Raw genomic sequence first — 19,713 nt, 5'->3', positions numbered from 1 at the left:
AGGCCATGATAAGGGCGTTACGTACAACTTCATAGGGATGATCCTCAACAAACAACAGCCAGATTCAATCCTTGCCGCGCAGTTTGCCGGCAAAACCCAGCACTTTCTGCACTTTTGAACCCAGTTTCATGAGGTTCTGCAGCGTTTCGGGCGGCAGGCGCTGCACCTCGTCGAACCATCCCGTGGACAGCTCGATCAGCTCCAGCATCTCGTGCATGCGCTGCTGCGCATAGGCTTGCGCCTCGTCGGCGGGCCGCTCCAGCAAGGTGTCGCGCAACAGTGTGAGGGTGGGATCGATTTCGCGCTTGCGCTTCTCTTCCATCAAGATGCGGAAGATTTCCCAAACATCCTTGGGAGTCTCGAAATAATCGCGCCGGTCGCCGACCTGATGCACCAGCTTGACTAGCCGCCACGATTGCAGCTCCTTCAGGCCCATGCTGACGTTGGAACGCGAAAAGCCCAGCGCCTCGGCGATATCGTCGGCATGCAGGGCCTTGGGCGACAGGAACAGCAGGGCATAGATCTGCCCCACGGTGCGGTTTACGCCCCAGCGGCTACCCATTTCGCCAAAATGCAGCACGAACCGTTCGGTTTGGGGAGAAAGCGCCACGACAATATTTGTTACCCTGATTTCAGAAATTCCTGAAATTATCGAACGTCATGAAAGAAAAGGCAAGACCGTGGCGGCGGCCTTGCCGGTCCGTCGCGCAAATGAAAACGCCGCCTGACGGCGGCGTTTGCCTGCGCAGGCGGTCTTCAGGCGCCTACGCGCACGCGCACGGCCTGCGACACGCGCGCCGCCTTGGCCCGCGCCTGGTCCACGTCGTCGGCCACGGCCAGCCCCACGCCCATGCGGCGCTTGGCGTAAGCCTCGGGCTTGCCGAACAGGCGGATGTCGGTGCCGGGCTCGGCCAGCGCCTGCGCCACGCCCTCGAAGACCACGCCGCGGGCATCGACCCCGCCGTAGATGACGCTGCTTGCGCCCGGCTGGCGCAGGCGCGTGTCCACCGGCAGGCCCAGCAGCGCGCGCGCATGCAGCTCGAATTCGTTCTGCACCTGGGAAATCAGGGTGACCATGCCGGTATCGTGCGGACGCGGGCTGACTTCGGAGAACCAGACCTGGTCGCCAGCGACGAACAGCTCCACCCCGAAAATGCCCAGGCCGCCCAGGTCGCCGGTCACGGCCAGGGCGATCTCGCGCGAGCGCTGCAGCGCGGCCGGCGACATGGGATGGGGCTGCCAGCTCTCGACATAGTCGCCATCCACCTGGCGATGGCCGATGGGTTCGCAGAACTGCGTCACGATCTTCCCGTCGGCGCCGCGGGCGCGCACCGTCAGCAGGGTGATCTCGTAGTCGAACTCGATGAAACCCTCGACGATCACGCGCCCGGCGCCCACGCGCCCGCCCTCCTGGGCGTAGCGCCACGCGGCGGCGACGTCATCGGCCGAGCGGATGACCGACTGGCCCTTGCCCGACGATGACATGACCGGCTTGATCACGCAGGGATAGCCGATGCCGCCGTCGATGGCCTCGCGCAGCGCCTGCTCGGTATCGACGAAACGGTAGGGCGAGGTGGGCAGGCCCAGGGTCTCGGCGGCCAGCCGGCGGATGCCTTCGCGGTTCATGGTCAGGTGGGCGGCGCGGGCGGTGGGCGTGACGCGCACGGCGCCTTCGTCCTCCAGCGCGACCAGCAGGTCGGTGGCGATGGCCTCGATTTCGGGCACGACCACATGCGGGCGCTCCTGCTCGATGACCCGCCGCAGCGCCTGCGGATCGGTCATGGAGACGACGTGGGCGCGATGCGCCACCTGGTGGCCCGGCGCGTCGGCGTAGCGGTCGACCGCGATGACCTCCACCCCCAGGCGCTGCAGGGCGATCACCACCTCCTTGCCAAGTTCGCCGGCGCCCAGCAACATGACGCGGGTAGCCGTTGGAGACAGCGGGGTGCCGAGAACCGGCGCGGGAAAGGTGGACATGACGACGGGCCTGCCTGAAAGGAAAAAGGGCGCAAAAAGGAGCCGCCAGCATGCCATAGGGGCCCGGACCCGGCAACTTGACGCAGTGCGATTAAAATCCGCCCCATGAGCGCTCATCCCGACCCTACGCCCGAGGCCATTCTCGCCTCGGCACGCCGCACGCTGCAGACCGAGGCGCAAGCCATTGCCGACCTCGCCGCCCGGCTCGACGACAGCTTCGTGCAGGTCGTCGGCATGCTGCTGGCCTGCCGCGGACGCGTCGTGGTCAGCGGCATAGGCAAGACCGGGCACATTGCCCGCAAGCTGGCCGCCACCCTCGCCTCCACCGGCACGCCGGCCTTTTTCGTGCACGCCGCCGAAGCGATCCATGGCGATCTGGGGATGATCACCCGCGACGACGTCCTGATCGCGATTTCCTACTCCGGCACCGGCCAGGAGCTGCTGACCATCCTGCCGGTGGTGCGCCGCATGGGCGCGGGGCTGATCGCCATTACGGGCAACGCCGAATCCGAGCTGGCCCGCCTGGCCGACGTGCACCTGGACGCCAGCGTGTCCCAGGAGGCCTGCCCGCTCAACCTGGCGCCCACCGCCAGCACCACGGCGGCGCTGGCCCTGGGCGACGCCCTGGCGGTCGCCTGCCTGGAGGCGCGCGGCTTCGGCCGCGAGGATTTCGCCCGCTCCCACCCTGGCGGGGCCCTGGGCCGCCGCCTGCTCACCCATGTGCGCGACGTGATGCGGCACGGGCCGGCGCTGCCCATCGTCGCCGAAGACGCCCCCCTGCCCCGCGCGCTCGAGGAAATCTCGGCCAAGGGCATGGGCATGACGGCGGTCGTCGATGCGCGGCGCAAGCCCGTGGGCATCTTCACCGACGGCGACCTGCGCCGCCTGATCGAGCGGGTCGGCGACATCCGCAGCCTGACGGTGGCCGACGGCATGACCCGCGCTCCGCGTACCATCGGGCCTGACGCGCTGGCCGCCGAGGCCGCGCAGCAAATGGACGACCGCCGCCTGAACCAGATGCTGGTGGTGGACACCGCCGGCGTGCTGATCGGCGCCCTGCATACTCACGACCTGATGGCAGCCAAAGTAGTATGACCAAGAACTCTACCGTTTCCGTGCCGCACCCCGCCGAAGCCCTGGTGCTCGCCCGCATCCCCGCCTCGGTGCGCGAACGCGCCGCCGCCGTGCGCCTGATGGTCTTCGACGTCGACGGCGTGCTGACCGATGGCGGCCTCTACTACGGCGAGCACGGCGAAATGTTCAAGCGTTTCCACGCGCTGGACGGGCACGGCCTGCGGCTGCTGATGGAAGGCGGCCTGAAAGTGGCCCTGATCACCGGCCGCTCCGGCCCCATCGCCGACCGGCGCGCCGCCGAGCTGGGCATCGCCGAAGTCCTGCAGGGCGTACGCGACAAGGGCGGCGCCCTGAGTGAACTTGCCCAGCGCGTGGGCGTCCAACTCAATCAGACCGGCTATATGGGCGACGACATCATCGACCTGCCGGCCATGCAGCGCGCCGGCTTCGCCGCCAGCGTCGCCAATGCGCCGGGCTACGTGGCGCAGGCCGCCCACTGGGTATCCAGCCAGCCGGGCGGCCAGGGCGCGGCGCGCGAATGCTGCGACCTGCTGCTTGCCGCCCAGGGCCGCCTGGGCGCCTTCCTGGGCACGCCGGCCCTGCTCGGGCCCGGCGCCATCCAGTAACCGTTATCAGGCATGAAAGAACGCTTTCCCTCGCTGATCGCCTTGTTCCTGCTGCTGGCGCTGGTCGTCGGCACGTGGTGGGCGGCCGACTATGCGCAACGCGCCGTCCAGGTCGATCCGCCGCGCCGGATGACGCACGAGATGGACTCGTGGGCGCGCAATTTCGTCATGCTGCGCACCGACGTCCAGGGCCGCCCGATCAACCGCCTGGAAGGCGTCTATGTCGAGCACTTCCCCGACGACGACTCCTACCACGTGACCACGCCGCGCGCCATCGGCCAGCAGGCCGGCAACCCGATCACCATCGGGGTATCGAAAACCGCCATCATGGAACAGGGCGGCCAGCGCATCGTCATGAACGGCGACGCGCACGTGCACCGGCAGCCCGACGCCCGCAACGAGACGCTGGACGTACGCAGCCAGCAGCTGATCCTGCTGCCCGACGAAGACGTGGTGTTCACCGACCTGCCCGCCCAGGTCAACAAGGGCAACTCCCGCATGAACGGCACCGGCATGCATTACAACAACAAGACCCGGCAATTGCGCGTGTCGGCGGCAGCCGACGTCGAAATTGCAGGAACCGAGGGGCGCAAGCGGCAATCCACCGAGACGCCCGCCAACTCCAACCAGAACAAACCATGACCCACCAGAGGCTTTCCCTTGCCCCGCTGCGGTTGTGCAGCATCCTGCTGCTGGCCGCGGCCGGCGCCGCGCAGGCGCAGTCGCAATCCGGCCAGGCCGCGCCGGCCGAAGAGCCGAGCACGCTGATCCTCTCGGACACGCTGCATTACGACGACATCAAGCGCCAGAGCATCTTCACGGGCAACGTCGTGCTCACGCGCGGCCTGATGACGCTGACCTCGGACAAGCTGGAAGTCAACGAGGACGCCGCGGGCAACCAGTTCGGGGTCGCCACGGCCGACAAGGGCAAGATCGTCACCATCCGCCAGGATCGCCCTGAGACCTTCGAGCTGATCGAGGGCAAGGGCCTGCGCGCCGAATACGAAAGCAGCAAGAGCCAGTTCGACCTGATCGGCCAGGCCATCGTCACGCGCTATATCTGTGGCAAACCGTTCGATACGATTCGCGGCGACCGGGTGCGCTACAACGAGAAGACCGGCATCTACCAGGCGCAGGGCGGCCCGAACTCGTCGGCCGCGGGCGGACGCGTGCGCTCGCTGGCCGAACCGCGCGCCAAGGCCGACGCCGCGATCGCGGAATGCCGCGCCAAGAAGCAAGCGCCCAGGAAGCCGCAGTGAGCCGCGCCCCCCTCTCCTATCACGTTGCACGATGACCGACTCCCAAGCCACTCTGTCCACCGCCACCGCTGCCGGCGCCGCCGGCAGCCTGCGCGCCACCGGGCTGCGCAAGACCTACAACGGCCGCACCGTGGTGCAGGATGTCTCGCTGTCGGTGGTCAGCGGCGAGGTGGTGGGCCTGCTCGGGCCCAACGGCGCAGGCAAGACCACCAGCTTCTACATGATCGTCGGCCTGGTTCCGGCCGACGCCGGCCGCATCGAGATCGACGGCTCGAACATCACGTCCATGCCGATCCACAAGCGGGCGCGCATGGGCCTGTCGTACCTGCCCCAGGACGCCTCGGTGTTCCGCCGCCTGACGGTGGAGCAGAACATCCGCGCCGTGCTGGAGCTGCAGCTCGGCCCCAACGGCAAGCCGCTGCCCGAGGCCAGGATCCGCGACAACCTCGAGGCCCTGCTCGAGGAACTGCAGATCGGCCATATCCGCGCCAACACCGCCATTTCGCTGTCCGGCGGCGAACGCCGCCGGGTCGAGATCGCGCGCGCCCTGGCCACCAGCCCGCGCTTCATCCTGCTGGACGAACCCTTCGCCGGCGTCGACCCGATCGCCGTGATCGAGATCCAGCGCATCGTGCGCTTCCTGAAGGGCCGCGGCATCGGCGTGCTGATCACCGACCACAACGTGCGCGAAACCCTGGGCATCTGCGACCGCGCCTACATCATCAGCGAAGGCAAGGTCCTCACCGATGGGCACCCCGACGAGATCGTCGGCGACCCGGCCGTGCGCCGCGTCTATCTGGGCGAGCATTTCCGCATGTAAGCGGGGGCTGCGCCCCGCCTTCTCGGGGAAAGCCCTAGGCCCTTCGCGCGCCCCTCCGGGGCCGCCATCAAACGTACACAATCTTGCGCTAGCGCAACTTGAATTGGCCAATAGAGTCTATACACTAGTACTCAAGGATCCCGCACGCGGATCCACTTGCCCTACAGGAGGACGCCCCCCAATTACCCGCGCTCATGCGCACCCTTTTTTTCTCTTTTCGGAAGGAGAGCAGACTATGAACCTGAGCATCTGCGGTCGTCACCTCGACGTCACCCCGGCAATCCGGGAATATGTCATGAACAAGCTGGCGCGAGTGCTGCGGCATTTCGATCATGTTATCGATACCCAGGTCATGCTTTCGGTAGAGCCCCTGCGGCACAAGGCCGAAATCACCATGCGTCTGCGCGGCAAGGATATCCATTGCGAAGCCGTCGACGAGAACCTCTATGCAGCCATCGATCTACTGGTCGACAAAATAGACCGCCAGGTCATCAAGCACAAAGACAAGGTTCAGAGCCACTCCGCCGAGTCCGCAAAGCGACAAGCCGCTGCGCTGGCCGCGCAGCAACCGTAGTCCCGCGCCTTGCGAACGCTCGTAGCGTGAGCCTGCCCCCATCGTGATCCGGACCACCGGATCCACTCGCGACCGATGTCCCAGGAAGTACTCCGCGGGACATCGGCAAGCAAATCCCCCCCACCTGTCCCCCAATTGCTCTTCGTCATGCCGCGTTGCATGCGTGCGCCCGCCCTGCCACAATCGCCCGGTTCGGACTATGCTTGCGCAGTCCCTGCAAGGCAGGAAAGGCAACGATTTTTTGCACTGCGACATATAACCATATAATGACCCGCATGAATCACTTGTCGCGCATCCTACCCGCCGGCAATGTCGTGCTCGACATGCTCGCCACGAGCAAGAAACGGGCGTTCGAACAGGCCGGCCTACTTTTTGAAAACCATCACGGATTGGCCCGCTCGGTCGTGTTCGATAGCCTCTTCTCGCGTGAGCGGCTGGGCTCGACAGCGCTGGGCCAGGGCGTCGCCGTGCCGCATGGCCGGGTCAAGGGCCTGGACCAGGCGCTGGCCGCGTTCATACGCCTGGCCCAGCCCATCCCCTTCGACGCGCCCGACGGCCAGCCGGTTTCCATGCTGCTCTGTCTGCTCGTTCCCGAAGCCGCCACGCAGCAGCACCTGGACATCCTGGCCGAACTGGCCCAGCTCATGTCCAACAAGCCGCTGCGCGAAGCGCTGGCCAGCGAAACCGATCCGGCCGCGGTGCACCGCATGCTGACCACCGGCCAACTCTGACGCCACGCGAAACTTGCCATGCTTACGGTCCAGGAACTGGTCGACGACAACGCCGACAAAATCCCCTTCAGCTGGATCGCCGGCCATGACGCCGCCGACCGGGCCATTCCCGACGACGGCATGGCCGCCGCCGACCTGGTGGGCCACCTGAACCTGATCCACCCCTCCCGCATCCAGGTGTTCGGCCAGGAAGAACTGGCGTACTACACGCGTTTCGACCTGCGCCGCCGCATGCACCACATGGACGAGCTGCTGATCGGCGGCGTGCCGGCCATCCTGCTGGCCGACGGCCTGACGCCGCCGCAAGACCTGGTCGACCAATGCGCGCAGCACCAGGTGCCGCTGCTGTCCACGCCCGTGGCGGCGGCGCAGCTGATCGACCTGCTGCGTATCTACCTGGGCAAGAAGCTGGCGCCCACCACGACCGTGCATGGCGTCTTCCTCGACGTGCTGGGCCTGGGCGTGCTGATCACCGGCGAATCGGGCCTGGGCAAGAGCGAACTGGCGCTGGAGCTGATTTCGCGCGGCCACGGCCTGGTGGCCGACGATGCGGTCGAACTCTCGCGCACCGCCCCTGGCGTGATCGAGGGCCATTGCCCGCAACTGCTGCAGAACCTGCTGGAAGTACGCGGCCTGGGCCTGCTCGACATCCGCACCATCTTCGGCGAGACCTCGGTGCGCCGCAAGATGCGCCTGAAACTGATCGTGCACCTGGTGCGGGCCACCGCGCAGGACAAGTTCGAGCGCCTGCCGCTGCAGGACATCACCCAGGACATGCTCGGCCTGCCGATCCGCAAAGTCATGCTGCAAGTGGCGGCCGGCCGCAATCTGGCCGTACTGGTCGAAGCCGCCGTGCGCAATACCATCCTCAAGCTGCGCGGCATCGACACGCTGGGCGAATTCATGGAACGCCAGGCCATGGCGATCCTGCAAAGCAGCAAGTAACACCACGGTGCCTGTCCCCGCAAGGGGGGACTGGCACCCGCCCCAGGGCATCGAACCCCGCCCTACCGCCCCGCTCCGCTCTCCCGCGTGCGCTTCACATCCTGCGGCGTGACCGCGCCAGCCTGGTTGCCCCAACTGTTGCGCACGTACGAAACCAGCATGGCGATGTCGTTGTCCGGCAGCGCCTGCGCGAACGGCGGCATGCCATGCGGGCGCGGGTTGGCCGCGGTCGCCGGCGCGAAGCCGCCATCGAGCACCATGCGTATCACGTTGGCCGGTTCGGCCGCGATGACGCTGGGGTTGCCGGCCAGCGCGGGCCAGGCGGGGAAACTGCCCTTGCCATCGGCCTGGTGGCACTGCGCGCAACTCTTGCTGTACATCTTCCCGCCCAGTTCCATCACGGTCGCGGACGGGGCGCCGCGCCTGGCGGGCGGCTGCGCCGCGGCCGGCAAGGACTTGAGGTAGGCGCCGATGGCCAGCGCGTCGTCGTCGCTGAGATATTGCGTGCTGCCCAGCACCACTTCGGCCATGGGCCCGGCCACGGTCGAATGCGGCGCGATGCCGGTCGTCAGCAACGCGGCGATATCCTGCGCGCTCCAGTCGCCCAGGCCGGTGCCCGGCTGGCCGGTCAACGGCGGCGCGTACCAGCCCAGCCCGTCGATCATGCCCCCGCCCAGCGCCTCGGCGGCGCGGGTGGCCCCCAGGCTGTTGCGCGGCGTATGGCAGGCCGCGCAATGGCCCAGCCCTTCGGTCAGGTAGCGCCCGCGATTCCACTGCAGCGACTGCCCGGGATCGGGCTGCGGCCCACCCGGCTCGAAGTACAGCGCCCGCCACGCCGCCAGCAGCAGGCGCTGGTCGTACGGCGACTCGAGCGCGTGCGGCCGGCTCGGCTGGCGCACCGGTTCGACCGTGCGCAGGAAGGCGTACAGCGCATCGGCGTCGGCGCGCGTCATGCGGGTGTACTCGGTGTACGGGAAGGCCGGATACAGCAGCCGCCCGTCGGGGCCTTTGCCGTTGTGCAGCGCCTGCCAGAAATCGTCGGCGCTCCAGCCGCCGATGCCGGTCTCGGCGTCGGGCGTGATGTTCGGCCCGTACAGGGTGCCGAACGGCGTGGGGATGGGCGTGCCGCCCGCGTAGGCCTGCCCGCCGCGCGCGGTGTGGCAGGCCATGCAATTGCCCGCTCGCGCCAGGTAGCGCCCTTGCTCGACCAGTTCGTCGGCCGATCCGGTGGCCGGCGCGGCCTGCGGGCCGGCGGGCACGTGGTCGCGGGTGCCCAGCCAATACAGGGTGGCGGCGGCGGCCAGCAGGGCCAGGATGATAACGACGAGGACGCGCTTGACGATCTTCATGGCCGCCTCCTCAATGCCCCGCCTGGCTGCCGCACTCCAGCGGCAGCGCCAGCGAGCCGGCCGGTTGCGGCGTGTACGGATGCCCCACCGGCTGCCCCGCCAGCCAGGCCGACACCGCGCCGATATCCTCGGGCGTCAGCTTGAGCGAGACCTGCGCCATGCAGTCGGGCGCGGCGGCGCGCCGCAGGCCGTTCTGCCAGCTGCCGATCTGCGCCACGAGGTAATCGCGCGGCAGGCCGAGCAGGCCCGGGATGGCCGGCGCGACGCCGGCCAGCGATGCGCCATGGCAGGACGCACAGGACGGGATGTCGCGGGCCGGGTCGCCTTCGCGCACCAGCAGGCGGCCGCGCTCGACCAGGGCGGCCGAGGCTTCGATGCGCGCCGGCGCCGGATAGGGCACGTCCTGCCCGGCGAAGTACGCCGCCATCTCGCGCAGGTACGCATCGGGCAGGCCGTCGAGCAGATGCTCCATGGGCGGATACTGGCGCCGGGCGTCGCGAAAGTTCAGCAACTGGTGGTAAAGATAATCCTGCGGCTTGCCGGCCAGGCGCGGATAGTAGCCGTCGGGGCCGGCGCGGCCCTGCTCGCCATGGCAGGCCGTACAGGCGGCAACCCGGGCGGCCATGGTGTCGGGCCGCAGCACGGCCTCGCCCTGGGCCGCGGCCTGGGACATCGCCAGCATGCCGGCGGCCGCGGCCAGCGCGCCACACGCGGCGCGCCAGGCTCGCATTGCAATACGCAAATCGGATTTGAAGGCTAACATCGGACTGTCGAAGTTGACGCGGGCCCGGCCCGCCGGAACGTCGGCCGCTTGGCCGCCTGCCAGGATACCCGCCCGCCCGCCATCGGGACAGGCGCAGATCCGGCAGCCGAGACCATAGCAGATGCCGGCTGGCGCGCACGGGCGATCGAATTCCATGCCACAATCACAGCCATGTTGAGAGTCGTCCTTATTACCGGCATTTCCGGCTCCGGCAAGTCGGTCGCCCTGCGCCTGCTCGAAGATGCGGGGTTCACCTGCATCGACAACCTGCCGGTGCGCTTTCTGGCCGAATTCATCGCCAATGCCCGCGATGACGCCATGGAACGGGTCGCCGTCGCCATCGACGTGCGCTCACCCGGCGAACTGGCCGAACTGCCCGATGTCATCACCGCCTCGCGCGCCATGGGCACCAGCCTGAGCGTGATCTTCCTCGACGCCAACACCGATACGCTGGTGCAGCGCTATTCCGAGTCGCGGCGCCGCCATCCGCTGACCGACCGGCTGGCGCGCGGCGGCAAGACCCCGTCGCTGGCCGAGTGCATCGCGCTGGAGCGCGAGCTGATGGCGCCGCTGCGCGACCAGGAACATGTCATCGACACCTCGGATCTCACGCCGGGCCAGTTGCGCGCCTGGATCCGCGACCTCATCCAGGCCGACCGGCCGCCGCTGGTGCTGACCTTCGAATCGTTCGCCTACAAGCGCGGCGTGCCCAGCGACGCGGACCTGATGTTCGACGTGCGCTGCCTGCCCAACCCCTACTACGATCGCACCCTGCGCCCCCTGACCGGCCGCGACGAGCCGGTGGCCACCTGGCTGGGAGGCTTCGATATCGTGACCCAGATGATCGACGATATCGCCGCCTTCATCCGCCGCTGGCTGCCCCAGTACACGCAGGACACGCGCAACTACCTTACCGTCGCCATCGGCTGCACGGGCGGCCAGCACCGCTCGGTGTACGTGGTCGAGCAGCTCGCGCGGCGCTTCTCCGACCACGACCCGCTGCTGGTGCGCCACCGCACCCAACTGCCCGACGACCCCGCATGATCCGTTCGCGTCCGCTTGCCCTCCTGTCGACACTGCTGCTGGCGCTGGCCATCGCAGGCTGCTCCACGCCGGGCAAGAAACGCGGCGGCTACTACAAGGACGACGGCCCCGACGCCAACCCGCCGTCCAACCTCGACAACATACCCGACGCGACGCCGCGCCTCGAACCGCTGGCCAGCGGCCCGAACCGGCCCTATGTGGTGTTCGGCAAGCGCTATGTGCCCGACACCAGCGAACGCCCGTTCCGACAGCAGGGCCTTGCCTCCTGGTACGGCAAGAAGTTCCATGGCAACTCGACCTCCAACGGCGAGTCGTATGACATGTACGCCATGACGGCGGCGCATCCGACGATGCCGATTCCCAGCTACGCGCGCGTCACCAGCAAGCTCAATGGGCGCACGGTCATCGTGCGGATCAACGATCGCGGGCCGTTCCACAGCGACCGCATCATGGACCTGTCCTATGTGGCGGCCCACAAGCTGGGCATCATCGGCCCGGGCAGCGGGCCCGTCACGGTCGAGCGCATCCTGCCCGCCGAGATCCTCGCCATGAATGGCGGCACGCCGGCGCCGCGGCCCGGGTCCGCCCCGGCAAGCGGGGCGCTGCCCATTGCCGCGCCCAGCGCGGCCGCCGCCGTCGAACTGCCCGCGGCGACGCAACTCGCCTCGAACGCGCCAACGCCGACGCCACCGCGCCCGGCCACGGGCGCGGATAGCGGCGGCATCTACCTGCAACTGGGCGCCTTCAGCCAGCCAGCCAACGCCGAATCGCTGGTCAGCCGCATCAACGGGCAACTGGATCCGGCCAGCGGCATTCCGCCGGCGGTGGTCGAACAGGCCAACAACCTGTATCGCGTACGCATCGGCCCCTACGCCACGCGCGAGGCGGCGCTGGGCGCGGTACAGCCGGTGGCCGACCGCACCGGCATCCTGCCCAGCCTGAGCGCCACGCCCTAGACGGCGCCGAAAGGCAGTTCCATCTGCGTGGTGGAAACGCGGCGCGCACGCGCGGCGCGGCTCAGGTAGCGGTGCCCCTCATGGGCCAGCAGCGCCTGCTTGCGCGGCAACCCGCCGCCGAAACCCGTCAGCGATGTGTCATGGCCAATGATGCGGTGGCAGGGAATCAGGATGGAAATCGGATTCCTGCCCACCGCGCCGGCCACGGCGCGGGCCGCCTTGGGCCGGCCGACGCGCCGCGCCAGTTCGCCATAGCTGATGGTCGCGCCGAAGGGCAGCTCCAGCAGCGCCTGCCAGACCTGGCGCTGGAATGGCGTGCCCTCGGGCTGCATGGCCACCTCGAATTCGCGCCGCTGGCCCGCGAACCATTGCTCCAGCTCGGCGGCCGCCTGCCGCAACGCCGGATGCGCGGCGTCCAGCGTCCAGCCCGCGGCGGCCGGGCAATCGCGCTGGTCGACGAACCAGGCGCCGCACAGCGCCTGCGCGCGCGCGGCCAGCCGCATCGGCCCAAGCGGCGTATCGGTGTCGCAGTAGAGGATATCCGTGGCCTGTTCGCTGGGCGGATTCATGCCTGCTCCTTGCGCGCCAGCGCCCGTGCGTACAGCACATCGCGCGCCAGCCCGGTCACCTTGGCCGCCACCCGCGCGGCATCGCGCACCGACAGCGACTCCAGCAACGCATCGAGCAGCGCATCGGTGCGCGGATCGGCCGGATCGGCTTCGTCGTCCTGGGCGCCCGGCGCCTGGTGCACGATCAGCACGAACTCGCCCTGGCCACGGTGCGCGTCGGCGGCCAGCCAGTCCGCCGCCTCGCCCAGCGGCAGCGTGGCGATCTCCTCGAAGCGCTTGGTCAGCTCGCGGGCCACGGTCAACAGCCGGGCCGGGCCGCCGGCCTCGCGCAGGTCGGCCAGCGTGGCGGCCAGCCGATGCGGCGACTCGAACATCACCACCGGCGCCGGCAGCGCGCACCACTGGCGCAGCCAGCGCTGGCGCGCCACGGCCTTGGCGGGCGGGAAACCGGCGAACGCGAACGCGGGATTCTCGTCCGAGGTCGCCCCGCTGCCCATCAGCGCCGCGATCACGGCGCTGGGGCCGGGCACCGGCACCACGGCATGGCCGGCCTCGCGTACCGCGCGCACGATGCGCGCGCCCGGATCGCTGACCGCCGGCGCGCCGGCATCGGACACCAGCGCCACGCGCTGGCCCTGGGCAAGCCGTTCGCAGATCGCCTGGGCGGCGCTGGCCTCGTTGTGGCGATGCGCCGCCATCAGCGGCGTGGTCACGCCCCAGGCGTCCAGCAGCGTGCGGCTGGCGCGCGTATCTTCGGCCGCGATCACATCGGCGCGCACCAGCGCCTGCCACGCGCGCAGGCCCAGGTCGCCCAGGTTGCCGATGGGCGTGGCGATCACGTACAAGGTAGCCGCCGGCCAGTGCTGCGCGGCCACCCGGTCGGCCACCCGGCTCCAGGCGTCGCCCGGGGCCGGCGATAGGACATCTTGATTCATTGCATGGTGCTGCGACGGTGAAAACTGTGCCAGTGTAGCCCTGCCCCGCCCCTTGCGACGACCGCCATGACCGACACCGCCACCCGCCTGGCCTTCGAGCGCGCCGCCCAGGCCCAGCGCCGCCTGCGCCACCGCCCGCCGCCCCCGCCGCGCACCGGCGCCGGCGGCTCGCCCACGCAGCGCCGCGGGCAGGCGCACGAAAGCGCCGCCCTGCGCTGGCTGGCCACGCAGGGTCTGCGGCCGCTGGCGCGCAACCTGCGCTGCCGCGCCGGCGAGATCGACCTCGCCATGCGCGACGGCGGGGTGCTGGTACTGGTCGAAGTGCGGGCGCGCGCCCACGCCGGCTATGGCGGCGCGGCGGCCAGCGTGGGCGCGTCCAAGCAGGGCCGCCTGGCGCGCGCGGCGGCCCTGCTGCTGCCCGGACTGCTGCGCCGCCACTGGCCCGGCGCGCCGCCGCCGGTGCGCTTTGATGTCGTGGCCTTCGAGGCGGGTCGTCCGCGCTGGCTGCGCGGGGCCTTCTGGCTGGCCGAGCACGGCCCGGCGCGGAGGCGCCGCGGGCAGGATACGGAGGGCTGGCGCGTGAGATAATGCGCGCCATGGATATGACCTCTCGCATGACGTCGCACTTTCGCGATGCGATGGCGCTCTGCGAACAAAGCGCGGATGCGCTGGCCGCCCCCCTGGCGGCCGCGGTAGACCTGCTTTTCGCAGCCCTGGCCAACAATGGCAGGATTCTGGCGTGCGGCAACGGCGGCTCGGCCGCCGATGCCCAGCATTTCATCGCCGAACTGGTGGGGCGCTTCGAGCGCGAACGCCTGCCCCTGGCCGGCATCGCCCTCAATACCGACACCTCCATCATGACGGCGGTGGGCAACGACTACGGCTTCGACGAGATCTTCGAGCGGCAGGTCCATGCGCTGGGCCAGCCCGGCGACGTGCTGGTGGCGATCTCGACCAGCGGCAATTCGCCCAATGTGGTGCGCGCCATGGAAACCGCGCGCGAACGCGAAATGCATGTCATCGCGCTGACCGGCAAGGGCGGCGGGGTCATGGGGGAACTCATCACCCCGCACGACGTCCATCTCTGTGTGCCGCACGACCGCACCATGCGCATCCAGGAAGTCCATATCATCTTGCTGCACGCCCTGTGCGATGGCATAGACGCCCTTCTACTAGGAGACACCGAATGATGCCCGACGCCAAAACCGCCGCCCGCCCCCTGCTGCTGGCCGCCGCCCTCTCGGCCGCGGCGCTCACGCTGTCGGCCTGCGCCCCGCTGGTCATCGGCGGCGCGGCGGCCACCACCGCGGTCGTCGTCACCGACCGGCGCACCTCCGGCGTCCAGCTCGAAGACCAGAACATCGCCTTCAAGGCCGAAAGCCAGATCGCGCAGAAACTGGGCAATACCGCCCGCGTCAATGCCATGGTCTACGGCGGCCACGTGCTGCTGACGGGCGACGCCCCGACCGAAGAGGCCAAGGCGCAGGCCACCTCCATCGCCCAGTCGATCGAGAACGTCAAGGCGGTCACCAACCAGTTGACGGTCGGCCCGGCGGCCGATTTCAGCACTCGCTCCAACGACACCTGGCTGACCTCCAAGGTCAAGACGGCCCTGATCAACACCAAGTACGTGCCTTCCGGCACCATTTCGGTGACGACCTCGCGCGGCGTGGTCTACCTGATGGGCAAGGTCACCCAGGCCGAGGGCGACTACGCCGCCAACGCGGCCGCGGGCGTGGGCGGCGTGGTCCGGGTCGTCAAACTGTTCGAAACCATCAGCCGCGAAGAGGCGATCCGCCTGTCGGGTTCGGGAACCAAATCCGGCGAGGGCTCGTCTGATGGTACGGCCCCGCAGAAGGCGCCGATCGAATCGGGCGCCGCACCCGCGGGCGGCGGCAGCAGCGGCGTCGAAGCCATACCCATCAAATGAAGAAAATCGCGCTAGTCCTGATCATTGCGGTGGCCGCCGGCATTGGCGGCTGGTTCATGTGGCGTCCGGCCCAGACCGCGCCGGATGTCGCCTTCACCACGCTCGAAGGCCAGAAAATCACCATGCAGGACCTGCGCGGCAAGGTCGTGCTGGTGAAGTTCTGGGCCACCAGTTGCGTCACCTGCGTCAAGCAGATGCCCGACAACATCGCCAACTACAACCAGTACCACCCGCAGGGCTACGAGACCATCGCGGTCGCGATGAACTACGATCCGCCCAATTACGTGCTGAACTTCGCGCAAACGCGCAAGCTGCCCTTCCCTGTGGCCCTGGACACCAGCGGCGAGCTGGCGCAGGCGTTCGGCAACGTCCGCCTCACGCCCACCGCCTTCCTCATCGACAAGCACGGCCAGATCATCAAGCGCTACCTGGGCGAGTACGACAAGGCCGAATTCCAGGCCACGGTGCAGAAGGCGCTGGCCGGGTAAGCGCCGGGGCATTGGTGCCTGTCCCCGCGGGGACAGATACCGTCTTGGCAGTCAACCATTCATGGCGTAGAGCGGTGTGCCTGTCCCAGTGGGGACAGGCACACGCTGCCGCAGATGTCAGTCCCCATGCGGGGACAGGCACCCAAAGGATCAGAAGGCCGGGACGACCGCGCCCTTGTACTTCTCGATGATGAACTTGCGCACCGCTTCCGAGTGCAGGGCGTTGACCAGCTTCTTCACCGCCGGGGCGTCCTTGTTGTCGGGGCGGGCCGCGACCAGGTTGGCGTAGGGCGAGTCGGCGCCTTCGATGAACAGGGCGTCGCGCGTGGGCACCAGGCCCGCTTCCAGCGCGTAGTTGGTGTTGATCAGCGCGAGATCCAGGTCATCGAGCGAACGCGGCAGCATGGCGGCCTCCAGTTCGCGGAACTTCAGCTTCTTCGGGTTCTCGGCGATGTCGATCGGCGTGGCGACGATGTTGGCCGGATCCTTCAGCTTGAGCAGCCCCTGCTTCTGCAGCAGCAGCAAGGCGCGCCCGCTGTTGGACGGGTCGTTCGGGATGGCGATGGTCGCGCCGTCCTTGAGTTCTGCCAAGCTCTTGATTTTCTTGGAATAACCGCCGAAGGGCTCGACGTGGACCAGGCCCACCGACACCAGATCGGTCTTGCGGTCCTTGTTGAAGGTGTCCAGGTACGGCTGGTGCTGGAAGAAATTGGCGTCGAGCTGCTTGTCGGCCAGCTGCAGATTGGGCTGGACGTAGTCGGTGAACACCTTGATGTCCAGCTCCACGCCTTCCTTGGCCAGGACCGGCTTGACGACCTCGAGGATCTCGGCGTGCGGCACCTGGGTGGCGCCAACGACCAGTTTTTCCGCCTGGGCGGCGCCGCCGGCCAGCAGGAGGGCCGACGCCAGCAGGGCCGACCGGACAAAGTTGATACGCATATGTAGCCTCTTGATGGGTGGTTCGCGGGCCTCGGCCCCGGCCGGATGCCGGCCTGGCGCGCGGAAAACGGCGCCGCCGTTGCAAAAACGCCCCCAAATGTACCTGAATGAAGCCTATTTGTCGGGCATATGGACATGGGTTGGCCGCATAAGCCCGCAGCGAATACTACAATCGGCCGTATGCTTGGCGCTGCCCCCGTGGCCTGGCGCCTGGCTGTCCTTTCATCCCACTTTTATATTCAGTCCGTATATTTGTTGCCATGACCGACACCCCCGACCCTGCCGCCGTCCTGTCTCCCGCTGTCAAGGCGGCCGTGCTCTCCGAAGCCCTGCCGTATATCCGACGATTCCACGGCAAGACCATCGTGGTGAAGTACGGCGGCAACGCGATGACGGAAGAACGGTTGCAGCGCAGCTTCGCCCACGACGTGGTGCTGCTCAAGCTGGTCGGCCTGAACCCGGTGGTGGTGCATGGCGGCGGTCCGCAGATCGACGACGCGCTGCGCCGCATCGGCAAGCAGGGCACCTTCGTGCAAGGCATGCGCGTGACCGACGCCGAGACCATGGAAGTGGTCGAGTGGGTGCTGGGCGGCCAGGTCCAGCAGGATATCGTCATGATGATCAACGAGGTCGGCGGCAAGGCCGTCGGCCTGACCGGCAAGGATGGCATGCTCATCCAGGCCACCAAGAAGCTGATGGTCAACAAGGACGACCCGAGCCAGCCGCTGGACATCGGGTTCGTCGGCGACATCACGCGCGTCGAGCCGGCGGTGGTCAAGGCCCTGCAGGATGACCAGTTCATCCCGGTGATCTCCCCGATCGGCTACGGCGAGGACGGCACCGCGTACAACATCAACGCCGACGTGGTCGCCGGCAAGATGGCCGAGGTGCTGGGCGCCGAGAAGCTGCTGATGATGACCAACACGCCGGGCGTGCTGGACAAGGGCGGCAAGCTGCTGCGCAGCCTGTCGGCCCAGACCATCGACGAGCTGTTCGCCGACGGCACGATCTCGGGCGGCATGCTGCCCAAGATCTCGTCGTCGCTGGACGCGGCCAAGAATGGCGTGAATTCGGTGCATATCGTCGACGGCCGCGTGCCGCACTGCCTGTTGCTGGAAATCCTCACCGACCAGGGCGTGGGCACGATGATCAGCTCGCATTGATGCTGGCGCGCCGGTATCTGCTGCGGCCGGCGGCGCGCCTGCGCCGCTCGCGCCGCATCGCCACGGCCGCGCCCGAGCGCCTGTGGCTGTTCGACCTCGACAACACGCTGCACGACACCTCGCACGCCATCTTCCCGCTCATCGACCGCGGCATGACCGAGGCGGTGGCCGAGACGCTGGCCGTGGACGAAGCCACCGCCAACCGGCTGCGCGCCGAGTACTGGCGGCGCTATGGCGCCACCGTCATCGGCCTGGTGCGCCACCATGGCGTGGACGCCGACGCGTTCCTGCATCGCAGCCACAACTTCGAGGTCGCGCCGCTGGTGCGCGCCGAGACCGCCCTGGCCGACAAGCTGCGCCGGCTGCCGGGCCGCAAGGTGCTGCTGACCAACGCGCCGCAGCACTACGCCCGCGCGGTGCTGCGCCACCTGGGGCTGCTGCGGCAGTTCGACAGCATCTGGGCCATCGAACAGATGCGCATGCACGGCCAGTTCCGGCCCAAGCCGTCCGATGCCCTGCTGCGCTACGTGCTGGCGCGCGAGGGCGTGCCGGCGGCGCGCGCCGTGCTGATCGAGGACACGCTGGACAACCTGCGCAGCGCGCGGCGCGTCGGCCTGCGCACCGTGCACGTGTTCCATCCGGGCACCCCGTTTGCCCGCGGCCATCGCCAACGCCCTGGCTATGTGGACTTGCGGGTAAACTCGGTCAGTGATTTGCTGTTGCGTCGTCGCCCGCTGCGCGGCTGACGACGGGTTCCCTACTCCACCTCCTGTCAGCCTGCCCCTAGGCCCTTCCATGGCGAGCAAACCCGGCGAGAGAAAGACCCAGATCCTGCATACGCTTGCGGAGATGCTCGAACAGCCGCACGCGGCACGCATCACCACCTCGGCCCTGGCCGCGCGCATGCAGGTCTCCGAGGCCGCCCTGTACCGCCATTTCGCCAGCAAGGCGCAGATGTTCGAAGGGCTGATCGAGTTCATCGAAACCAGCATCTTCACGGTGGTCAACCAGATCGCCGTCTCCGAACCCTACGGCATGGGCCAGGCGCGCAAGACCGTTTCCATGCTGCTGGCGTTCGCCGAGCGCAACCGCGGCATCACGCGCGTACTGACCGGCGACGCGCTGGTGACCGAGGACAACCGGCTGCAGGAGCGCATCAACCACATCAACGACCGCATCGAGGCCTCCCTCAAGCAGTGCCTGCGGGTCGCGGTGTCCGATGGCGCGCTGCCCGCCGACGCCAATATCGCGGCCCATGCCAGCCTGCTGACGCACCTGGTGCTGGGCCGCTGGCTGCGCTATGCGCAAAGCGGCTGGCGCGTCGCTCCCACCACCCACCTGGAGGAGCATCTGCGGCTGGCGCTGGGCTGAGTCGCGGCTTACACGGCCTTCGGCGCAATCGCGCGACGACGCCGGCCATGCCCCAAGGCGCAGTGGCTTGCCCCCGGCAAGGGGCGGCCAGCATAATGCCAACGGCACGTCGCCACAAGCGCAACAAAACGTTGCCTTGATGCACATCAATACGGGTTTTCCGCAGTTCTGTCACGATTGTTGCGTAAATCTGACCTCAA

24 protein-coding genes are annotated in these 19,713 nt (G+C 68.4%); 17 read left to right on the top strand and 7 right to left on the bottom strand.

The genetic code is table 11. The features are described 5' to 3' along the window. Nucleotides 1-64 precede the first annotated feature (64 nt). A complete protein-coding gene (locus tag CAL11_RS02470; RefSeq protein ID WP_033461683.1) occupies nucleotides 65-610 on the bottom strand; it encodes a GbsR/MarR family transcriptional regulator in 546 nt (181 codons plus the stop codon). A 146-nt stretch (nucleotides 611-756) separates the two neighbouring features. Then, a complete protein-coding gene (gene purT, locus CAL11_RS02465) occupies nucleotides 757-1,977 on the bottom strand; it encodes a formate-dependent phosphoribosylglycinamide formyltransferase (RefSeq protein ID WP_086092055.1) in 1,221 nt (406 codons plus the stop codon). 105 nt (nucleotides 1,978-2,082) lie between these two features. Between purT and CAL11_RS02460 the strand changes: the two genes are divergently transcribed. The 8 genes from CAL11_RS02460 to hprK all read left to right on the top strand — a co-directional run bounded on the left by CAL11_RS02460 (nucleotide 2,083) and on the right by hprK (nucleotide 8,006). Continuing rightward, nucleotides 2,083-3,072 carry a KpsF/GutQ family sugar-phosphate isomerase gene (locus CAL11_RS02460; RefSeq protein ID WP_086092054.1) on the top strand — a complete coding sequence of 330 codons (990 nt, stop codon included), beginning with the start codon at nucleotides 2,083-2,085 and terminating at the stop codon, nucleotides 3,070-3,072. Then, complete coding sequence (locus CAL11_RS02455; protein ID WP_033461690.1) at nucleotides 3,069-3,677, top strand: KdsC family phosphatase; 609 nt, start codon at nucleotides 3,069-3,071, stop codon at nucleotides 3,675-3,677. The genes CAL11_RS02460 and CAL11_RS02455 overlap by 4 nt, the downstream gene beginning before the upstream one ends. Nucleotides 3,678-3,689: 12 nt before the next feature. Beyond that, nucleotides 3,690-4,319, top strand: a complete 630-nt coding sequence (lptC, locus tag CAL11_RS02450; protein WP_033461691.1) for an LPS export ABC transporter periplasmic protein LptC — start codon at nucleotides 3,690-3,692, stop codon at nucleotides 4,317-4,319. Continuing rightward, nucleotides 4,316-4,936 (top strand): lipopolysaccharide transport periplasmic protein LptA, encoded by a 621-nt coding sequence (gene lptA / locus CAL11_RS02445; protein ID WP_033461693.1) that lies wholly within the window; start codon nucleotides 4,316-4,318, stop codon nucleotides 4,934-4,936. Before lptC ends, lptA begins: the two co-directional genes overlap by 4 nt. A 31-nt stretch (nucleotides 4,937-4,967) precedes the next feature. Continuing rightward, nucleotides 4,968-5,756: an LPS export ABC transporter ATP-binding protein gene (lptB, locus tag CAL11_RS02440; RefSeq protein WP_086092053.1), complete on the top strand. Its 789-nt coding sequence runs from the start codon at nucleotides 4,968-4,970 to the stop codon at nucleotides 5,754-5,756. A gap of 235 nt (nucleotides 5,757-5,991) precedes the next feature. Next, nucleotides 5,992-6,330 (top strand): ribosome hibernation-promoting factor, HPF/YfiA family, encoded by a 339-nt coding sequence (gene hpf / locus CAL11_RS02435; RefSeq protein WP_003815178.1) that lies wholly within the window; start codon nucleotides 5,992-5,994, stop codon nucleotides 6,328-6,330. 275 nt (nucleotides 6,331-6,605) lie between these two features. Continuing rightward, nucleotides 6,606-7,061, top strand: coding sequence for a PTS sugar transporter subunit IIA (locus tag CAL11_RS02430; RefSeq protein WP_010929966.1), 456 nt, complete (start codon nucleotides 6,606-6,608; stop codon nucleotides 7,059-7,061). Nucleotides 7,062-7,079: 18 nt separating this feature from the next. Continuing rightward, nucleotides 7,080-8,006 carry an HPr(Ser) kinase/phosphatase gene (hprK, locus tag CAL11_RS02425; protein ID WP_033461696.1) on the top strand — a complete coding sequence of 309 codons (927 nt, stop codon included), beginning with the start codon at nucleotides 7,080-7,082 and terminating at the stop codon, nucleotides 8,004-8,006. Between the two features lie 62 nt (nucleotides 8,007-8,068). Here the strand turns inward: hprK and CAL11_RS02420 are convergent, their stop codons facing one another. Beyond that, a complete protein-coding gene (locus CAL11_RS02420) occupies nucleotides 8,069-9,355 on the bottom strand; it encodes a cytochrome c (protein ID WP_086092052.1) in 1,287 nt (428 codons plus the stop codon). A 10-nt stretch (nucleotides 9,356-9,365) separates the two neighbouring features. Next, nucleotides 9,366-10,118 (bottom strand): c-type cytochrome, encoded by a 753-nt coding sequence (locus CAL11_RS02415; protein ID WP_086094502.1) that lies wholly within the window; start codon nucleotides 10,116-10,118, stop codon nucleotides 9,366-9,368. A 171-nt stretch (nucleotides 10,119-10,289) separates the two neighbouring features. Here CAL11_RS02415 and rapZ point away from each other — a divergent pair, with 171 nt between their 5' ends. Together rapZ and CAL11_RS02405 are read left to right on the top strand one after the other, a co-directional pair. Then, complete coding sequence (gene rapZ / locus CAL11_RS02410; RefSeq protein ID WP_003815183.1) at nucleotides 10,290-11,162, top strand: RNase adapter RapZ; 873 nt, start codon at nucleotides 10,290-10,292, stop codon at nucleotides 11,160-11,162. After that, on the top strand, nucleotides 11,159-12,118 hold the full coding sequence (locus CAL11_RS02405) for a septal ring lytic transglycosylase RlpA family protein (RefSeq protein ID WP_086092051.1): 960 nt from the start codon (nucleotides 11,159-11,161) through the stop codon (nucleotides 12,116-12,118). The genes rapZ and CAL11_RS02405 overlap by 4 nt, the downstream gene beginning before the upstream one ends. On the opposite strand, the gene CAL11_RS02400 is transcribed toward CAL11_RS02405, so the two are convergent. Together CAL11_RS02400 and rsmI are read right to left on the bottom strand one after the other, a co-directional pair. Then, nucleotides 12,115-12,687, bottom strand: a complete 573-nt coding sequence (locus tag CAL11_RS02400) for a methylated-DNA--[protein]-cysteine S-methyltransferase (RefSeq protein WP_033461704.1) — start codon at nucleotides 12,685-12,687, stop codon at nucleotides 12,115-12,117. The two genes, CAL11_RS02405 and CAL11_RS02400, sit on opposite strands and share 4 nt — an antisense overlap. Next, complete coding sequence (gene rsmI / locus CAL11_RS02395; RefSeq protein ID WP_086092050.1) at nucleotides 12,684-13,622, bottom strand: 16S rRNA (cytidine(1402)-2'-O)-methyltransferase; 939 nt, start codon at nucleotides 13,620-13,622, stop codon at nucleotides 12,684-12,686. Before rsmI ends, CAL11_RS02400 begins: the two co-directional genes overlap by 4 nt. 66 nt (nucleotides 13,623-13,688) lie before the next feature. Between rsmI and CAL11_RS02390 the strand changes: the two genes are divergently transcribed. From CAL11_RS02390 to CAL11_RS02375, 4 genes are read left to right on the top strand one after another with little or no spacing between them, the layout of a single operon-like run. After that, nucleotides 13,689-14,210, top strand: coding sequence for a YraN family protein (locus tag CAL11_RS02390; protein ID WP_086092049.1), 522 nt, complete (start codon nucleotides 13,689-13,691; stop codon nucleotides 14,208-14,210). 8 nt (nucleotides 14,211-14,218) lie between these two features. Further along, nucleotides 14,219-14,812 carry a phosphoheptose isomerase gene (locus CAL11_RS02385; protein ID WP_033446211.1) on the top strand — a complete coding sequence of 198 codons (594 nt, stop codon included), beginning with the start codon at nucleotides 14,219-14,221 and terminating at the stop codon, nucleotides 14,810-14,812. Continuing rightward, nucleotides 14,809-15,552 (top strand): BON domain-containing protein, encoded by a 744-nt coding sequence (locus CAL11_RS02380; protein ID WP_033466579.1) that lies wholly within the window; start codon nucleotides 14,809-14,811, stop codon nucleotides 15,550-15,552. The genes CAL11_RS02385 and CAL11_RS02380 overlap by 4 nt, the downstream gene beginning before the upstream one ends. Then, nucleotides 15,549-16,040: a peroxiredoxin family protein gene (locus CAL11_RS02375; protein WP_033466581.1), complete on the top strand. Its 492-nt coding sequence runs from the start codon at nucleotides 15,549-15,551 to the stop codon at nucleotides 16,038-16,040. Before CAL11_RS02380 ends, CAL11_RS02375 begins: the two co-directional genes overlap by 4 nt. 150 nt (nucleotides 16,041-16,190) lie before the next feature. Here CAL11_RS02375 and CAL11_RS02370 read toward each other — a convergent pair whose 3' ends face one another. Further along, nucleotides 16,191-16,979 (bottom strand): MetQ/NlpA family ABC transporter substrate-binding protein, encoded by a 789-nt coding sequence (locus tag CAL11_RS02370; RefSeq protein ID WP_033466582.1) that lies wholly within the window; start codon nucleotides 16,977-16,979, stop codon nucleotides 16,191-16,193. Nucleotides 16,980-17,239: 260 nt separating this feature from the next. On the opposite strand from CAL11_RS02370, the gene argB reads away from it, so the two are divergent. The 3 genes from argB to slmA are packed head-to-tail and all read left to right on the top strand — an operon-like array spanning nucleotide 17,240 to nucleotide 19,513. Then, nucleotides 17,240-18,142 (top strand): acetylglutamate kinase, encoded by a 903-nt coding sequence (argB, locus tag CAL11_RS02365; protein WP_003815193.1) that lies wholly within the window; start codon nucleotides 17,240-17,242, stop codon nucleotides 18,140-18,142. Further along, the gene (locus CAL11_RS02360) at nucleotides 18,142-18,888 is read left to right on the top strand and encodes a pyrimidine 5'-nucleotidase (RefSeq protein WP_033466584.1); all 747 of its coding nucleotides are present in this window, start codon (nucleotides 18,142-18,144) and stop codon (nucleotides 18,886-18,888) included. Before argB ends, CAL11_RS02360 begins: the two co-directional genes overlap by 1 nt. Before the next feature lie 49 nt (nucleotides 18,889-18,937). Beyond that, a complete protein-coding gene (gene slmA, locus CAL11_RS02355) occupies nucleotides 18,938-19,513 on the top strand; it encodes a nucleoid occlusion factor SlmA (protein WP_033466585.1) in 576 nt (191 codons plus the stop codon). The last annotated feature ends 200 nt before the right edge of the window (nucleotides 19,514-19,713 follow it).

The organism is Bordetella genomosp. 6, assembly GCF_002119705.1.
GTDB lineage: Bacteria > Pseudomonadota > Gammaproteobacteria > Burkholderiales > Burkholderiaceae_B > Bordetella > Bordetella bronchiseptica_F.
The sequence above is the reverse complement of the archived record's forward strand: the minus strand, read 5'-3'. Positions and strand labels throughout refer to the sequence as shown.

What these genes read in the sequence shown, in the direction of transcription:
- CAL11_RS02360 (WP_033466584.1), top strand. Translation starts at nt 18,142, where the DNA reads ATGCTGGCGCGCCGGTATCTGCTGCGGCCGGCGGCGCGCCTGCGCCGC.
- CAL11_RS02370 (WP_033466582.1), bottom strand. Translation starts at nt 16,979, where the DNA reads ATGCGTATCAACTTTGTCCGGTCGGCCCTGCTGGCGTCGGCCCTCCTG.
- CAL11_RS02420 (WP_086092052.1), bottom strand. Translation starts at nt 9,355, where the DNA reads ATGAAGATCGTCAAGCGCGTCCTCGTCGTTATCATCCTGGCCCTGCTG.
- CAL11_RS02380 (WP_033466579.1), top strand. Translation starts at nt 14,809, where the DNA reads ATGATGCCCGACGCCAAAACCGCCGCCCGCCCCCTGCTGCTGGCCGCC.
- CAL11_RS02400 (WP_033461704.1), bottom strand. Translation starts at nt 12,687, where the DNA reads ATGAATCCGCCCAGCGAACAGGCCACGGATATCCTCTACTGCGACACC.
- CAL11_RS02455 (WP_033461690.1), top strand. Translation starts at nt 3,069, where the DNA reads ATGACCAAGAACTCTACCGTTTCCGTGCCGCACCCCGCCGAAGCCCTG.
- lptB (WP_086092053.1), top strand. Translation starts at nt 4,968, where the DNA reads ATGACCGACTCCCAAGCCACTCTGTCCACCGCCACCGCTGCCGGCGCC.
- CAL11_RS02460 (WP_086092054.1), top strand. Translation starts at nt 2,083, where the DNA reads ATGAGCGCTCATCCCGACCCTACGCCCGAGGCCATTCTCGCCTCGGCA.
- CAL11_RS02405 (WP_086092051.1), top strand. Translation starts at nt 11,159, where the DNA reads ATGATCCGTTCGCGTCCGCTTGCCCTCCTGTCGACACTGCTGCTGGCG.
- purT (WP_086092055.1), bottom strand. Translation starts at nt 1,977, where the DNA reads ATGTCCACCTTTCCCGCGCCGGTTCTCGGCACCCCGCTGTCTCCAACG.
- CAL11_RS02375 (WP_033466581.1), top strand. Translation starts at nt 15,549, where the DNA reads ATGAAGAAAATCGCGCTAGTCCTGATCATTGCGGTGGCCGCCGGCATT.
- CAL11_RS02385 (WP_033446211.1), top strand. Translation starts at nt 14,219, where the DNA reads ATGGATATGACCTCTCGCATGACGTCGCACTTTCGCGATGCGATGGCG.
- CAL11_RS02415 (WP_086094502.1), bottom strand. Translation starts at nt 10,118, where the DNA reads ATGTTAGCCTTCAAATCCGATTTGCGTATTGCAATGCGAGCCTGGCGC.
- slmA (WP_033466585.1), top strand. Translation starts at nt 18,938, where the DNA reads ATGGCGAGCAAACCCGGCGAGAGAAAGACCCAGATCCTGCATACGCTT.
- CAL11_RS02390 (WP_086092049.1), top strand. Translation starts at nt 13,689, where the DNA reads ATGACCGACACCGCCACCCGCCTGGCCTTCGAGCGCGCCGCCCAGGCC.
- rsmI (WP_086092050.1), bottom strand. Translation starts at nt 13,622, where the DNA reads ATGAATCAAGATGTCCTATCGCCGGCCCCGGGCGACGCCTGGAGCCGG.
- lptC (WP_033461691.1), top strand. Translation starts at nt 3,690, where the DNA reads ATGAAAGAACGCTTTCCCTCGCTGATCGCCTTGTTCCTGCTGCTGGCG.
- hpf (WP_003815178.1), top strand. Translation starts at nt 5,992, where the DNA reads ATGAACCTGAGCATCTGCGGTCGTCACCTCGACGTCACCCCGGCAATC.
- hprK (WP_033461696.1), top strand. Translation starts at nt 7,080, where the DNA reads ATGCTTACGGTCCAGGAACTGGTCGACGACAACGCCGACAAAATCCCC.
- rapZ (WP_003815183.1), top strand. Translation starts at nt 10,290, where the DNA reads ATGTTGAGAGTCGTCCTTATTACCGGCATTTCCGGCTCCGGCAAGTCG.
- argB (WP_003815193.1), top strand. Translation starts at nt 17,240, where the DNA reads ATGACCGACACCCCCGACCCTGCCGCCGTCCTGTCTCCCGCTGTCAAG.
- lptA (WP_033461693.1), top strand. Translation starts at nt 4,316, where the DNA reads ATGACCCACCAGAGGCTTTCCCTTGCCCCGCTGCGGTTGTGCAGCATC.
- CAL11_RS02430 (WP_010929966.1), top strand. Translation starts at nt 6,606, where the DNA reads ATGAATCACTTGTCGCGCATCCTACCCGCCGGCAATGTCGTGCTCGAC.